14 protein-coding genes are annotated in these 14,702 nt (G+C 71.6%); 7 read left to right on the top strand and 7 right to left on the bottom strand.

Translation table 11 applies throughout. The features are described from left to right. Nucleotides 1-58 precede the first annotated feature (58 nt). On the bottom strand, nt 59-976 hold the full coding sequence (locus tag J2Y46_RS00410) for an aldo/keto reductase (RefSeq protein WP_310239436.1): 918 nt from the start codon (nt 974-976) through the stop codon (nt 59-61). Nucleotides 977-1,072: 96 nt separating this feature from the next. Here J2Y46_RS00410 and J2Y46_RS00415 point away from each other — a divergent pair, with 96 nt between their 5' ends. Next, entirely contained in the window at nt 1,073-1,297 is a 225-nt protein-coding gene (locus J2Y46_RS00415) for a hypothetical protein (protein ID WP_045297720.1), read from the top strand. Between the two features lie 71 nt (nt 1,298-1,368). After that, entirely contained in the window at nt 1,369-1,554 is a 186-nt protein-coding gene (locus J2Y46_RS00420) for a DUF1918 domain-containing protein (RefSeq protein WP_045297722.1), read from the top strand. A 103-nt stretch (nt 1,555-1,657) separates the two neighbouring features. Here the strand turns inward: J2Y46_RS00420 and J2Y46_RS00425 are convergent, their stop codons facing one another. Next, on the bottom strand, nt 1,658-3,802 hold the full coding sequence (locus J2Y46_RS00425) for an alpha/beta fold hydrolase (protein ID WP_310239440.1): 2,145 nt from the start codon (nt 3,800-3,802) through the stop codon (nt 1,658-1,660). Nucleotides 3,803-3,849: 47 nt separating this feature from the next. Then, nucleotides 3,850-4,731 (bottom strand): RNA polymerase sigma factor SigJ, encoded by an 882-nt coding sequence (gene sigJ / locus J2Y46_RS00430; protein ID WP_310239444.1) that lies wholly within the window; start codon nt 4,729-4,731, stop codon nt 3,850-3,852. Nucleotides 4,732-4,856: 125 nt separating this feature from the next. Here sigJ and J2Y46_RS00435 point away from each other — a divergent pair, with 125 nt between their 5' ends. Both J2Y46_RS00435 and J2Y46_RS00440 read left to right on the top strand, forming a co-directional pair. Next, the gene (locus J2Y46_RS00435; RefSeq protein WP_310239446.1) at nt 4,857-5,600 is read left to right on the top strand and encodes an NAD(P)H-binding protein; all 744 of its coding nucleotides are present in this window, start codon (nt 4,857-4,859) and stop codon (nt 5,598-5,600) included. Between the two features lie 183 nt (nt 5,601-5,783). Next, nucleotides 5,784-6,530: an NAD(P)H-binding protein gene (locus J2Y46_RS00440; protein WP_310239449.1), complete on the top strand. Its 747-nt coding sequence runs from the start codon at nt 5,784-5,786 to the stop codon at nt 6,528-6,530. Between the two features lie 55 nt (nt 6,531-6,585). Here J2Y46_RS00440 and J2Y46_RS00445 read toward each other — a convergent pair whose 3' ends face one another. The 3 genes from J2Y46_RS00445 to J2Y46_RS00455 form a co-directional block, all read right to left on the bottom strand. Continuing rightward, on the bottom strand, nt 6,586-7,419 hold the full coding sequence (locus tag J2Y46_RS00445) for an aldo/keto reductase (protein ID WP_310239452.1): 834 nt from the start codon (nt 7,417-7,419) through the stop codon (nt 6,586-6,588). A 73-nt stretch (nt 7,420-7,492) separates the two neighbouring features. Beyond that, nucleotides 7,493-8,428 (bottom strand): aminoglycoside phosphotransferase family protein, encoded by a 936-nt coding sequence (locus tag J2Y46_RS00450; RefSeq protein ID WP_310239455.1) that lies wholly within the window; start codon nt 8,426-8,428, stop codon nt 7,493-7,495. Further along, on the bottom strand, nt 8,425-9,054 hold the full coding sequence (locus J2Y46_RS00455) for a TetR/AcrR family transcriptional regulator (RefSeq protein WP_045297728.1): 630 nt from the start codon (nt 9,052-9,054) through the stop codon (nt 8,425-8,427). Before J2Y46_RS00455 ends, J2Y46_RS00450 begins: the two co-directional genes overlap by 4 nt. Before the next feature lie 101 nt (nt 9,055-9,155). Here J2Y46_RS00455 and J2Y46_RS00460 point away from each other — a divergent pair, with 101 nt between their 5' ends. The 3 genes from J2Y46_RS00460 (at nt 9,156) to J2Y46_RS00470 (ending at nt 13,107) form a co-directional block, all read left to right on the top strand. Beyond that, on the top strand, nt 9,156-10,193 hold the full coding sequence (locus J2Y46_RS00460) for an agmatine deiminase family protein (RefSeq protein ID WP_310239459.1): 1,038 nt from the start codon (nt 9,156-9,158) through the stop codon (nt 10,191-10,193). A 112-nt stretch (nt 10,194-10,305) separates the two neighbouring features. Continuing rightward, nucleotides 10,306-12,027 (top strand): amidase, encoded by a 1,722-nt coding sequence (locus J2Y46_RS00465; RefSeq protein WP_045297731.1) that lies wholly within the window; start codon nt 10,306-10,308, stop codon nt 12,025-12,027. 6 nt (nt 12,028-12,033) lie between these two features. After that, on the top strand, nt 12,034-13,107 hold the full coding sequence (locus J2Y46_RS00470; protein WP_310239461.1) for a C45 family peptidase: 1,074 nt from the start codon (nt 12,034-12,036) through the stop codon (nt 13,105-13,107). Nucleotides 13,108-13,116: 9 nt separating this feature from the next. On the opposite strand, the gene J2Y46_RS00475 is transcribed toward J2Y46_RS00470, so the two are convergent. Continuing rightward, complete coding sequence (locus J2Y46_RS00475; RefSeq protein WP_310239466.1) at nt 13,117-14,592, bottom strand: MFS transporter; 1,476 nt, start codon at nt 14,590-14,592, stop codon at nt 13,117-13,119. Nucleotides 14,593-14,702: the final 110 nt, after the last annotated feature.

The following is a 14,702-nucleotide window of genomic DNA, read 5'->3' on the forward strand; positions in this document are numbered from 1 at the left end:
CGGCGCGGACCCCCGCAGGAGCCGGGGTCCGCGCTCGCTCGACGCAGGGTGCCAGCGATCAGGCGTAGGCGCTGTCGTCTACGGGCGACGGCGCGGGCCCGAGTGCTTCGAGCTGGGTCCACACCTCGTCGGGGATCGGCGTCGCGGCGAGCTCGTCGAGCTGCGCGAGACGCCGCGCCGACGAGATGCCGACCACGGTCGAGTCGACCAGCGGCGACCGCAGCGAGAAGTGCAGAGCCACCGCCGGAAGGCTGACCCCGAACGAGGCGGCGACACGCTCGAGGCGCGACACCCACTCCTGCAGCTCGGGGGTCGCCGGACGGTAACCGTACATCGCACCCTCGCGCGCCCCGGTGGCGAGGATGCCGGCGCCGAACGGCGCCGCGTTGAACACCGTCATGCCGCGCTCGCGCGCGTCGGCGAACACCGGCGCGGCGGAGTGGTCGACGACCGTGAAGCGGTTGTGGATGAGCACGGCGTCGAAGACGCCGGTCTCGACGTAGCCGGCCATCATCCCGACCGGTCCCGCGGCCACGCCGATCGCGTCGACTCGACCCGATTCGCGCAACTCGATGAGTCCCTCGACCGCGCCGCCGCGGCCCATCGCCTCGTCGAAGGTGACGGTGTAGGGATCGTGCAGGTGCAGCAGCGGCAGACGCTCGACGCCGAGGCGCGCCGTCGTCTCTTCGAACGAGCGCATGACGCGGTCGCGGTCGAACGCGCCGGTCTCGGGGTCGCAATCGACCTTTGAGATGACGCGGGTCGCGGCATCCGTTCCCTTCCGTGCGATCGCGAGGCCCAGCACCGCCTCGGACCGCCCCCCGGAGTAGTTGTTGGAGGTGTCGATGAAGGCGTGGCTGCTGTCGAACAGCTGCTCTGCGAATCGGACGGCGGCGTCCTCTTCGGGGGAACCGGGCTCGGTGCCTCGTCCGAGAGGGGAGGTGCCGAGGGTGAGCGGGCTGACGTTGAGGGTCATGGCATCCGTTCCGTATGAGGTGGGTCCTTCCAACCTACCGAGAGCCTCCGGGCCACAGGCGGCCCACGGGCTCCGCCGCACCCCTAGGCTTTCGCCATGACCACGACGCGGAGAGGCTGGACGCGCGGGCACTCGGGCTGGGCGCTCGGCACGGCCCTCATGTTCACGCTGGGGATCGTCTTCGGACTCATCTGGGGCAACGTGCTGCTGGGGGTCGTGCTCGCCGCCGCGGTGTCGATCGGGTGGCTCATGGCCTACGAGTCCTGGCGCGGGCGCAGTGTCGGGCTCGAAGATCGCGACGACGACGGCGCCCAGCTGTAGGCGTCGCACCCGCTCACCCCTACCCCTGGCCGCCGCCGCGTCGTATGGTGAGCGCCAGGAGGTGGTCCGCCATGCAAGCGAGCGTCGGCGATCGCGTGATCATCCACGGCCGTGTCGTCGGTGCCGTGGAGCGCGCGGGTGAGGTCATCGAGGTCCGCGGCACCGGGGACAACCCGCTGCTCGTGGTCCGTTACGACGACGGGCACGAGGCGATCCTGTCGCCGGGAAGCGACTGCGAAGTCCGGCACGCGTCCTGAACCGCGTGCACAGAATCGGAGGATCCGCCCGCCACGCCGGGACGTGGCATCCGTCTTCCGGCGTGTCGAGGAAGACCTCCGACGGTGTGCTCGGCGCCGCGTGCTACCCCAGGAGTTCGTACCGCGACGGCTCCTCGCCGAGCACGTGCTCGCCGAGGAACGCGAACACCGTCTCGTACCAGACGACGGCGTGCTGGGGCTTGAGTACCCAGTGGTTCTCGTCGGGGAAGTACAGGAAGCGGTGCGGCATGCGCCCGTCCTCGTCGGCATGGTGCTCGGCGAGTTCCGACCACAGCCGCAGACCCTCGCCGATCGGCACGCGGTAGTCCTTGTCGCCGTGGACGACCAGCAGCGGCGTGCGGATGTCCCGCACGAACTGATGCGGCGAGTGCTCGGTCATCGCCTCGGGGGTGAAGATCCGCTGCCAGTACTCCGAGCTGTCGGTCGTGCCCGAGAACTGGTCGAGCGCCCAGAGGCTCGCGTGGGTCACGATCGCCTGGAAGCGGTCGGTGTGACCGGCGACCCAGTTGGCCATGTAACCGCCGAAGGATCCGCCCATCGCGGCGGTGCGCGTCTGGTCGATGTCGTCGCGGGCCTCGACGGCGTCGGTGATCGACAGCAGGTCCGTGTACGGCTTGCCACCCCAGCTGTTCCAGCCGCGAGCGATGAAGTCCAGGCCGTAGCCGGTCGACAGGGCGGGGTCGGGCAGCAGCACGGCATACCCGCGAGCAACCGCGAGCAGCGGTGCCCAGCGCCAGCTCCACGCGTTCCAGCTGTTGAGGGGACCACCGTGGATCCACAGCAGCAGCGGCGCCGGCGAATCCTCCGATGCCCCTTCGGGCAGCAGCAGCCAGCCGCGCACGCGGGCGCCGTCCTCAGCGGTGGTCTCGACCTCGGTGATCGAGCCCGGGGCGGCCGGCGTCGGCGCCGGCGTCGCGAGCGGGGTCACCGCGCCGTCGCGTGCGATGCGGACGGGGTGCGGCGGCACGACCCACGACGAACGGAGCGCCACGACATCCCCCGTACGGCGGTCGACCACGACGTTCGCGTACGCGAAGTCGTCGTCGGTGAGCTTCTCGGGCGCGCCGCCGTCGACGGGGATGCGGAACACCGGTGCGCGGCCGTCGTGGTCGGCGGTCGCGATGAGCGCCGTGTCGTCGGCCGCGAACTCCAGCGACGACGCCCAGTGGTCCCACTCGGCCGCGACGCGCTGTGCGCCGCTGCCGTCGATCCCGGCGACCCAGATCTCGCAGTCCGTGGGAGCGGCCGGGCTGCTCTTGACCGTGCGGAGGTAGGCGATGCGCGCGCCGTCGTGGCTGATCGCAGGCATCTCGTAGTCCACGCCGACCTCATCGAACAGCGTCGTGCGCTCGCCGGTCGCCGTATCGATCGCGACGATCACGCGGCGCCCGGCGCGCTGCTCACGGTGCTCGAGCGACACCACGAGCGTCGCCCCGTCCGGCGTGAGCGCGGCCTCCGCGTGGTCGAGCGACCGCACCGGCTTCGGCGTGAGGTCCCGCGGACGCGGCAGGGTCGCCGGGTACGGGTTCGCCTCGGTCCCGGATGCCGGGGCCCCGGCGTCCGCGGGGGTCGAGGCATCCGCTTCCGACGCGTCTGCTGCCGCCGTGTCCGCCACCGCCGCGGCGATGGTGTCCTCGAGGGCGTCGATGTCGATCGCGAGCAGGTGCGGCTCGGCGGGGCCGAGGTCGTGGTCCCAGTAGCGGACGGGGTAGGTGTCGTGCAGGATCGCCGACACCTTCTTCTCCTTGCGCTTCGCGCGCAGCGCCGCCTCGCCCTCGAGTGTGTCGGCGCCCGGCAGCAGGGAGGCCGAGATCACCAGCCGTGCGGAAGCGTCGGCGGTCGCGGCGATGCCGTCGACCCCGCCCGCCAGTCGCGTCACGGGCCGCGCTTCACCGCCGGTGGCGGGCAGCAGCCACAGCTGGCCGGACTCGTCGTCGGCGTCGCCGTCGGCATCGGGCCGGGCGGAGACGAACAGGATGTCGCCGCCGGCCGTGAACGCGGCGCCCGCCTCGCCCTTCGCCGACCGCGTCAGCCGTCGCGGCGTGCCGCCGCCCGTCGCCGGCACCGCCCACAATGACCGGTCGTAGCCGGTGCCGTCCTTCTTCAGCGCAGCGACGGTGAGCACGGCGGTCTTCCCGTCGGGTGAGAGGGCGAGCGCCTCCACCCGCGGAAGGGCGATGTAGTCGGTGAGCGAATCGAAAGCGGTGGAGTTCGAGGGGGACGCCATGCGCTCCACGCTAACCGACGCTCCTCGGCCCGCGGAATGTGGATCCGTCAGCTCCACTGCGTGAGCTTGTCGGGGTTGCGCATGATGTAGACGTCGGTGACCCGCCCGTCGCGCACCTCCAGCGACACCAGTGCGCTGGGCTCGTCGTCGATCGTCGCGAGGAATCCCAGCCCGTCGGGCGTCTCGATCGCGACGAGCACCGCGTCGGGCTCCAGCCGCGGCAGACCGAGGAGGAACCTCCCGACGCGGTCGGCGCCGCGCACCGGACGCAGCGCAGCCGAGACGCGTCCTCCGCCGTCCGAGCGCAGCACGACACCGGGATCGAGCACGGCGACGAGGGCGTCGAGCTCGCCGGTGGCGGTCGCCGCCGCGAAGGCGCGGGCGACCGCGTCATGCTGTTCCCGCGAGGCTGCGCCCGTGCGATGCTCGCGCACGCGCCGCCGCGCCTGCGACGCCAGCTGCCGAACGGCATCCGCGCTGCGCCCCACCGTCTCGGCGATCTCGGCGAACGGCACGCCGAAGACATCGTGCAGCACGAACGCGACGCGCTCCGCAGGGGTGAGCGACTCGAGCAGCACGAGCAGTGCCATCGAGACGGAGTCGTCGAGCGTGACCTGCTCGATCGGGTCGAGAGGGCCGGATGCTGCGAGCGGTGAGCCCTGCGGCACGGGCTCCGGCAGCCACTCCCCCACGTAGTGCTCGCGCCGGGCGCGCGCCGAGCCCAGCATGTCGAGGCACACGCGTCCGGCGACCCGGGTCAGCCAGGCGGCGGGGTTGCGGATCGCGGCCCGCTCCTCGTCCGACAGGCGGAGCCAGCGGACGTACGTCTCCTGCACCGCATCCTCGGCGTCGGCCACCGTGCCGAGCATGCGGTAGCAGAGGCCGAGGAGGGCCCGGCGTTCGCTCTCGACCTCGTCGGTGGGAGGCATCCGTGATCCCTTCTCGATGTTCCGGCGACGCATGCCCGGAGAATGTGAGCCGATTCCTCACATTCTCGCGTGCCGCATCGTCGGACTGTCGAGATCCCCGTTCGGGGAACGAGAGGAGTGATGTCATGAGGATCGCGGTCGCCGGAGGCACGGGTGTCGTCGGAAGCCATGTCGTGGAGGCGGTGCGGGCGGACGGACACGACCCGGTCGTGCTCAGTCGCGGCACCGGCGTCGATCTGACCACCGGGGCGGGTCTGGACGCCGCGCTCGACCGCGTCGACGCAGTCATCGACACCGCGAACGTCTCGACGCTGTCGGCGGATGCCGCCACGCGGTTCTTCGAGACCGCGACCGGCAATCTCGTCGACGCGGCCGCTCGGGCGCGCGTTCCGCACGTGGTGCTGCTGTCGATCGTGGGGATCGACCGGATGCCGCACGACTACTACGCAGGAAAGCTCGCGCAGGAGCGCGTGGTCGAGGCAGCGCCCGTGCCGTGGACCATCCTGCGCGCGACGCAGTTCCACGAGTTCGCCGGCCAACTGTTCGACCGGGCGAAGGTCGGGCCGCTGCATGTCGCGCCGAGGGCGCGCGTGCAGCCGGTCGCCGCGCGCGAGGTCGGCGCCCACCTGGCCCGACTCGCCGCCGGCGCACCCCAGGGCCGCGCCGCGGACCTCGCCGGACCGCGCGAGGAGCGGCTCGACGGGATGGTCAAGGCGTATGCCCGGCGCACCGGCCACGACGGCTGGATCCCCTCGGTGAGCCTGCCGGGCGCGCAGATGAAGGGCATGCGGGCGGGTCTCGCGCTCCCGGGCGACGGCGCGGTGCTGGGCGTCCAGACGTTCGCGCAGTGGCTCGCCGAAATCGGCTGAGCCCGTATCCGACCGGCGGCAGCGCGCCTCCCTCCGATCGAGGCGGTGCGCTCGTCGGGCCGCTCCGTGAGCGGCTCGGGTGCGCACTCTCCCCCGAGCGAGCCCGAGCCGCTCGTATCGTGCAGCAGGACCGAGCAGGTCTACGCTGAGCGGGGGTCGGGGTCACACGCACCAGGAGGATTCGTGAGACTCGCCATCGCCGGCGGCACCGGCATGACGGGCGGGCACATCGCAGAGATCGCGCGCGGGCGCGGCCACGATGTCAGCACCCTGTCCCGCCGCACGGGGGTCGAACTCCTGAGCGGCGCAGGGCTCGCGGGCTCGCTGGACGGGGTCGACGCGCTGATCGACGTGACCAATGTGACGACCGCGAAGCCCGACGTGTCGGTGATGTTATTCGCCGGGGCCACGAAGAGCCTCCTCATGGCCGAGCGCGCAGCGGGGGTCGCCCACCACCTGGTGCTGACCATCGTCGGCGCCGAGGCGGCCCCCGACGGCTACTACGCCGGAAAGCTGGTGCAGGAGCGGCTGGTCGCCGGCAGCGACGTGCCGTGGACGATCCTGCGCACGACACAGTTCCACGAGTACGCGGCGATGATGTACCACCGAGGCCACGCCGGGGCCCATGTCACTCCGTCCGGTCGCGTGCAGCCCGTCGCCGTGCACGAGGTCGCCGCGCACCTCGTCGACCTGGCCGAGCAGGGTCCCGCCGGCCGCGCGACCGACCTCGCCGGACCGCAGGAGGAGAGCCTCGCCGACATGGTGCACCGCTACGCCCGCGCGATCGGCCATCGCGGCCCGATCCCCGTCGTGAACACCCCCGGCGGCCTCGGCCGCGCCCTCCGCTCCGGAGCGCTGCTTCCCGGCCCCGATGCGCTGCGCGGCACCCAGACGTTCGCCGAGTGGCTCGACGCCCTCCCCGACGCCTGAACCGGAGCGGATGCTGCGACCCTGCGCGGTGCGCCGGGTCGCAGCATCCGTTCGGTCACATCTCCTCGTGGGTGTTCGGGTCGCCGTCCCACAGACGACCGCGCTCGAGCGCGCTGACCGCCGCGAGCTGATCGTGAGTGAGCGTGAAGCCGAAGACGTCCGCGTTCTCACGCTGTCGGTCGGCGTCGGCCGACTTGGGAATCGGCGTGCTGCCGAGCTGCGTGTGCCAGCGCAGCACCACCTGCGTCGGCGTCACGTCGTGGACCGTCGCGAGCTCGGTGAGGATCTGCTCCGTCAGCAGCTCGCTGCGCTTGGCGAGCGGGCTCCAGCTCTCGGTGCGGATGCCGTGCGTCGCGTGGAACGCGCGAAGCTTCGCCTGCGGGAAGTACGGGTGCAGCTCGACCTGGTTCACCGCGGGCACGACGCCCGTCTCCTCGATGAGCTCGGCCAGTTGGTCCTCGGTGAAGTTGGAGACGCCGATGGAGCGGACGAGTCCGAGTTCACGCGCCTCGATGAGGCCGCGCCAGGTGTCGACGTACTTGCCGACGCTGGGGTTCGGCCAGTGGATCAGCTGCAGGTCGATGCGGTCGAGGCCCAGCCGATCCAGCGAGCCCTTGACGCTGTCGACCGCCTCCTGCCGGCCGTGGTGGCGACCGGGGATCTTCGACGCGACCAGCAGTGTGCGGCGGTCGACGTCGCTGCGCCGCACGGCCTCGCCGACCTCGCGCTCGTTCTCGTAGTTGACCGCGGTGTCGAGCAGCCGGTAGCCGGAGCCGATCGCGCCGACCATGGCCGCGATCCCCTCCTCGCCCCGAAGGCCGTAGGTGCCCAGACCCAGCTCGGGGAACCAGGCGCCGTCGTTCAAGGTCACGGTGGGGATCGCGCTCATGGCTCCATCCTGGCCCTGCTGCCCCGCGCGCGCCGCGTGTCGCGCGCGGGGCGTCACGGACGGACGTCGGGTCTCACCTCTCCCAGCGCTCGCGCAACCAGTCCAGCGTCACGATCGCCTGGTCCCTCTGGAAGGTGCGCAGCGTTGGCATCCTCGGCGGCACCGGCCGCAGCGAGGACCCGAGGAACATGCCCGCGAAACCGGCGAGCACACGGGTCGCGGCATCGCGAGGCATGCCGTCGAAGATCGCGTGCCGCCCGATCAGGCGCTCGATGTCGGCATCGGGGTCGTAGTAGCGCACGTTGATGAGGAGCGACAGCGCGTCGAACCACGCCACGCCCCTCGCCGCCCACGGCCAGTCGATCAGCACCACCGACCCGTCTTCACGCAGCAGGATGTTGTCGGCGCGGGTGTCGAAGTGCACGAGCCGGTCGCCGCGCACGTCCGCGACGGCGCGGGCCGCGGCATCCGTCAAACCGTCATGGTGCGCCCGCACCCACGTGTCGAGTCCGCGTGGCAACGGGGGCAGGGTCACAGGGTCGATGCGCTGCCATTCGGCGGCGTCGCCCGCGATCGCGTCGGCGAGCGTCGTCACGGCGGCGTCCGCGGGCAGCGGCGTCGCCGTCATCGCGTGCAGCGCTTCGAGGACGGCCTCGAGTTCGCCAGGCTCCCACGGAGTGGACGGATGCCGCGCCTCGACGTCCTCGAGCACGAGGGCGACCCAGTCGTCGTGCTCGACGAAGCCGAGGAGTGCCGGCGCCGGGACGTGGGGCGGAAGTGCTGCCGTGATCGCCGCCTCTGCGCGGTGGATTCCCGGGGTGTCGGCGTTCAGCGACAGCCCGGCGCTCTTGACGAACGCGCGGCGGCCGGATGCCGTGATCACGCGGTCGGCGGACCCGGGCGAGAACCCGCCCGTCTGCGACAGCGCCTCGACCACGGGCTCGCCGAGCACCTCTTCCACCCGCGCGCGCAGCGGCGGCGGGATCTCGTTCCACGGGAGGCGCGTCATGTCGGGATCGGCACCGATCCGGGCGCGGCGCCGACGAGGGCCTCCGCCGCGCGGGCCGTGCGGGCGGCGAACCGGGTCGTGTCGGTGCCGCGCGAGAGGGACTGCGCGTTGAGTCCGTCGATCATGCCGATGAGCTGCCACGCCACCTCGCCGGGCTCGGTCGTCGAGAAGGCGCCGGCGCGGCATCCGTCCTCGATGATCGACTCCACGAGCGTCTGCCAGCGCTCCATCTGCGCCCGCACGGCACGCGCGAGGGCGTCGTTGCGGCGGGCCATCGCCCACCCCTCGACCCACACGACGGTGAGCTCTTCCCGCTCGCCGTCCATCAGGGTGTCGATGAGGGCCCCGAGCCGTGCACCCGGATCGGCGACCGCACCGACGACCCCCTCGACGTCGCGCACCTCCTCATCGACGAGGTCGGCGTAGACGCGCGCGACGAGGTCGTCCATCGAGGGCTGGTAGTGCGCCACGAGGCCGGAGGCGACTCCTGCACGCTCGGCGACTGCGCGCAGCGTGAGGGCGCTCGGTCCCTGTTCCCGCGCGATCGCGGTCGCCGCCGCGACGATCTCGGCAGCCCGTTCGGCGGGAGCCTTGCGGGTCCGCGGCCGTGACGATGTGCTTGACATGGTCTCGCCAGCATAGGTATCTTTCCTATTGATCGCTAGATCAATTACTTCGCGAGGCGCATCGACCGCCACCGCGACAAACACCGAACGAAGGGGCGCCGATGGCCTGGAGGATGCCGCACGAGGGCGATCCGCACGAGCGCACGTGGATGGCGTTCCCGAACGAGGGGCCGACGCTCGGCGACGACCCAGCCGAGCAGGAGCGCTTCTACGCGGCGTGGAGCGCGGTCGCCAACGCCGTCGCCGGCTTCGAGCCGGTCACGATGCTCGTCGATCCGTCGAAGGCCGAGCGCGCCCGGCGCATGCTCGACTCCGCCATCGACATCGTCGAGACGCCGGTCGACGAGTTCTGGTTCCGCGACCACGGTCCGACGTTCGTCGTGGACGACCAGCGTCCCGGCGCGCTCGGCGCCGTCGACTGGATCTTCAACGGCTGGGGCGCGCCCGAATGGGCCTCGTGGGAGAAGGCCGCGCAGCACGCCCGCTTCACCGCGGACCTCGTCGGCGCCGAGCTGGTGAGCTCGCTGCTCGTCAACGAGGGCGGCGGCATCCACGTCGACGGCGAAGGCACGGTGCTGGCCACCGAGACCGTGCAGCTCGACCCGCGCCGCAACCGCTTCGCCGACCGGGCACGCGTCGAGGCGGAACTGCACCGCACGATCGGCGCGACGAAGGTCGTGTGGCTCCCCCGCGGCCTCACCCGCGACTACGACGAGTTCGGCACGAACGGCCACGTCGACATCGTCGCCACCATCCCGACCCCCGGCCGCATCCTGCTGCACGCGCAGCAGAATCCCGAGCATCCCGACTTCGAGGTGTCGCGCGATCTGCGCGCCTTCTTCTCGGAGCAGACGGATGCCGCGGGCCGAACCTTCGAGATCATCGACCTCCCCGCCCCTGAGATTCTCCGCGACCATGAGGGATTCGTCGACTACAGCTACGTCAACCACCTGGTCGTCAACGACGGGATCATCGCGTGCGGGTTCGGCGAGGACCGCGCCGACGCGCAGGCGCGCGAGATCCTCGAGGCCGCGTACCCGGGGCGCCGCGCGCTGACGGTCGACGCCCGCCAGATCTTCGCGGGCGGCGGCGGCATCCACTGCATCACGCAGCAGCAGCCGACGGTGGTGGCGCGATGAGCCTTGGGCGCGCACAGAATCGGAGCGTCGCGGCGACGCGCCGAGGAGCGGATGCCGCGAACCGGCGAGTCGCCGAAGACCTCCGACTCCGTGTCCGACGGGAGATGGCCTGATGTACCCCGTGGTCGAGAAGACGATCACGGAGCTGCGCGAGGCCCTCGAGTCCGGCGCCGTGACGAGCGTCGAGCTCGTGGACGCGTATCTGGCTCGCATCGACGCGTACGATGCGCCCGGCACGGCGACGGCGCTCACCGCGGTGGTCGTGCGCAATCCCGACGCGCGGGCCGAGGCCGCGGCGTCCGATCTCCGTCGCGCCGGAGGGCGCGCGCTCGGGCCGCTCGACGGCATCCCATACACCGCCAAGGACTCGTTCATGGCGAAGGGCCTCACCGTCGCGGCGGGCTCGCCCGCGTTCGCCGACCTCGTCGCGCAGCGCGACGCGTTCTCGATCGAGCGTCTGCGCGGTGCCGGGGCCGTGCTGATCGGTCTCACCAACATGCCCCCGATGGCCAACGGCGGGATGCAGCGGGGTCTCTACGGCCGCGCCGAGAGCCCCTACAACGCCGAGTACCTGACGTCGGCGTTCGGGTCGGGCTCGTCGAACGGCTCAGGCACGGCGACCGCGGCGAGCTTCGCGGCGTTCGGGCTCGGCGAGGAGACGTGGTCGAGCGGCCGCGCGCCGGCCTCGAACAACGCACTGTGCGCCTACACCCCGTCGCGCGGCGTCATCTCGGTGCGCGGCAACTGGCCGCTCGTGCCCACGATGGACGTCGTCGTGCCGCACACCCGCACGATGGCGGACCTGCTCGAGATCCTCGACGTGATGGTCGCCGACGACCCCGAGACGCGCGGCGATTTCTGGCGCGCGCAGCCCTGGATCCGGATCCCGGATGCCTCCGCCCTGCGCCCGGCGTCGTACCCGGCGCTCGCGTCGGGCGATGCCGATGCCGCCGCCGCGACCCTCGCGGGGCGTCGATTCGGTGTGCCGCGCATGTACATCAACGCCGATCCGGAGGCCGGCACCGCCGCTGACGGCGGGATCGGCGGACCGACGGGCACCCGTGTCGAGACCCGGCCCTCGGTGCTCGCGCTGTGGGAGAAGGCGCGGCTCGACCTGGAGGCGGCCGGCGCCGAGGTCGTGGAAGTCGACTTCCCGGCGGTCACGAACTACGAGGGCGATCGCCCGGGCGCCCCGACGATCAAGACGCGCGGGCTCGTGACCGAGGCCTTCCTCCAGCGCGAGATCGTCGACCTCTCGGCGTGGGCGTGGGACGACTTCCTGCGAGCGAACGGCGACCCGGCGCTCGATCGACTCGACGGCGTGGACGGCGCGACGATCTTCCCGCACCCCGACGGTGCGCTGCCCGACCGGTACACCGGCTTCGACGACGACATCGCGACCTATCCGGCGCAGGTGCGCGAGCACCCGTACGCGTCGTTCGCCGACATCCCCGAGATCGCCGACGGCGTCCGCGGCCTCGAGGAGACGCGGCGCATCGACCTCGAGGACTGGATGTCGATCCTCGGCCTCGACGCCGTGCTCTTCCCCGCGGTCGCCGACGTCGGCCCCGCCGACATGGACGTGAACGCGGCATCCGCCGATCTCGGCTGGCGCAACGGCGTATGGGTCGCCAACGGCAACCTCGCGATCCGGCACCTCGGCATCCCGACGGTGACCGTGCCGATGGGCACGATGGACGACATCGGGATGCCGGTGGGGCTGACGATCGCGGGGCGCGCCTACAGCGACCCCGACCTGCTCGCCTGGGCCGCGGCGTTCGAGGCCCTGCGGCCGCGCCGCACCGCTCCCCCGCGCACGCCCGAGCTCGACTGAGAACCCATGGAACTCCGCACCTTCACGTCGACGACTCCGGATCCCGCCACGCGCGGCGCCGAACTGGGTGCGGCTTTCGCAACCCAGTACCGGCGCACGGCGCAGCTGTACCTCGCGCACTTCGCCGAGCTCGGCATCCCTTCCGATGCGGTGAGGGCGATCGCCGACCGCACGCACGCCTCGCTCGCCACCTGGGCACCGGGCCTCGGCGCGGAGGCCGACGCCATCGCCGCTGCGGCCGGCCTCGAGCCGTGGCGGCTCGCCGCCGTCGGCGGACGCACCGAGATCCTCGCGGTGGCACCACCGCCGAGGGAGGGCGAGTGCTCGACCGCGGTCCATGTCGGCCCGCGGCTCGCTGCCGAGACGCTGCAGACGTGGGACTGGCACGACTTCTTGGTGCCGGAGGGACTCCTGGTGGAGTTCGCCACCGCCGGCGGGATGCGCGTGAAGATGTTCACCGAGTTCGGCACCGCGGCGAAGATCGGCGTCAACAGCGCCGGGCTCGGCCTGCACTTCAACATCCTGTCGCACCAGACGGACTCGGACGCCGGCGGCGTCCCCGTCCACGCGATCGCGCGCCGCGTGCTCGAAGAGGCCCGGTCCATCGGGGACGCGCAGGACATCGCAGCGAGCGCGACGGTGAGCGCCTCGACAGTGCTGACGGTCTTCGAGACCGACGGTGCCGGGTCGCGGGCCGCGTCGCTCGAGCTTTCTCCCGCAGGTCTCGGCGCCGTCGAGCCCGCCGCGGACGGCTGGCTCTTCCACACGAACCACTTCCTCGACTCGGCGCTCTTCGCGGGCGACACCATGCCCGCCGACTCCACGACCATGGAGCGCCTCGCGCATCTCGAGGACGTGCGGGACGGCCTCGCCGGCCTGGATCCCACCGCCCGGGCGCTCGCGGCGTGCGGCGGACAGGGAGCCGCGGCCGAGATCTGCATGACCCCCGACCCGACCCTCCCCCGCATCGATCAGTGGGCGACCCTGCTCACGGTCGCCGTCGACACCCAGGGCTTCGCGCTCGAGGTCTTCCCCGGCCGTCCTGACGAAGCGGCTGCCGGAGGCCTCGCCCGCTTCTGACCCGCCGTGTCAGCGCAGGCCCGAGCGCAGGTCTTCAGCGGCCCCGCCGGTCACGTCGGTCCCGGATGTCGCCGGGGTGGCAGCATCCGCCCCCTCCTCGTCGGTGTGGAGCGACGGCGGGGCCGCGGAGTACGCGTCGGACAGCTCACGATAGGGCTTGGACACGAAGGCGAGCAGCACGACCAGCAGGAGCACCAGGCTCGCGCCGACGAACGCGAGCGCGATGCCGCGAGCCTCGCCCTCGCCGAGCAGCCAGCCCCACGCCTGCTGGCCCTCGGGCGAATTCATGTAGGGGATGAGCCAGAACTGCGCGATGGGTCCGATGAGGAAGGCGGAGACGGGTGCCGCGGCGGACTCCACGCTCGCGGCGAAGCCGAAGACGCGCCCCTGCTTCTCGAACGGCACGACGCGCTGCACGATCGTCTGCTCGGAGGCTTCGGCGATGGGCATGAGCGCCATGAAGATCAGGATGCCGAGCCCGTACAGCCACCACCACTCGCGGATCGCGAAGGTCATGCCGAGCAGCGCGATGCCGATGTTGACGAGCAGCATCGTGCGCACCGGGTTCTTGCCGAGGCCGAACCTCGCCACGAGTGCGCCGCCGATGATGAATCCGAAGCTCGTCACGCCGAGGACGATGCCCCACATCTCGACCGAGAAGAGCGTCAGTCCGTACGGGTCCATGAGGGCCATGAAGACCCCGCCCACGAGGTTGTTGAACGTGGAGAAGAGGATGAGGGCGAGAAGCCCCGGCACCGCCATGACCGCAGGGATCACGCCCTTGAAGCCGAAGCCCTTCGGCGCCTCCCCCTCGACGTGGGCGACGCCGCGCTCGGGGATCGGGACGAAGATGAGGTGGATCAGCGCGACACCGGTGGCAGCGATCGCGATGGCGACCGTCCAGCCCATGCCGAGCAGCCCGATCGACAGGCCGGAGAACACGCTCGTGACCATGAACGCGATGCCCTGCACCGCACCGACGAGACCGTTCGCCTTGTCGCGCCGGTCCCCTGGGACGAGCAGGGTCACCGTCGTCGAGAGCGCGATGTTGCGGAGGTTCTCGACGACCCCGCCGAGGAGGATGACGCCCGCGAACGCCCAGAACCACGGACCGGTCCAGTCGAGCAGCGCACTCTCGGGGAACGCCACGAACATGGCGCCGGCGACGACGTAGGCCGACACTGTCACGATGCTCGAGAGCAGCATGACCGACTTCTTCTTCATGTGATCGACGATCACGCCGAACACGACGCCGAAGACGGCCACGAGCAGCATGTACGACCCGCCGATGATCGCCGTCGCGAGCACCGACTTGGTCTCGAGGTACACCCAGAACGTCAGCGCGAACCAGAGGTAGCTCGAGGTCACGTTGGCGAGCGCGGTGTTGACGAGCACCTGGTAGAACGCGCGGAGCGTGCGCGCATCGGGGCGGTGCTGGACGGGATCTTCGGATGCTGCGGGCCCGGCAGGGCTCGGCTGGCTCATGACGGATTCCTTCGGCGTGTTCGTGGAACGAGCGGCGAGGGCGAGGGCCTAAAGTGAATGTGGACACTGTTCACATTCGGTTTTCATAACGTACACACCCGGCCGGGAGG

The sequence above is a fragment of the Microbacterium sp. BE35 genome (assembly GCF_031457705.1).
Lineage (GTDB): Bacteria > Actinomycetota > Actinomycetes > Actinomycetales > Microbacteriaceae > Microbacterium > Microbacterium trichothecenolyticum.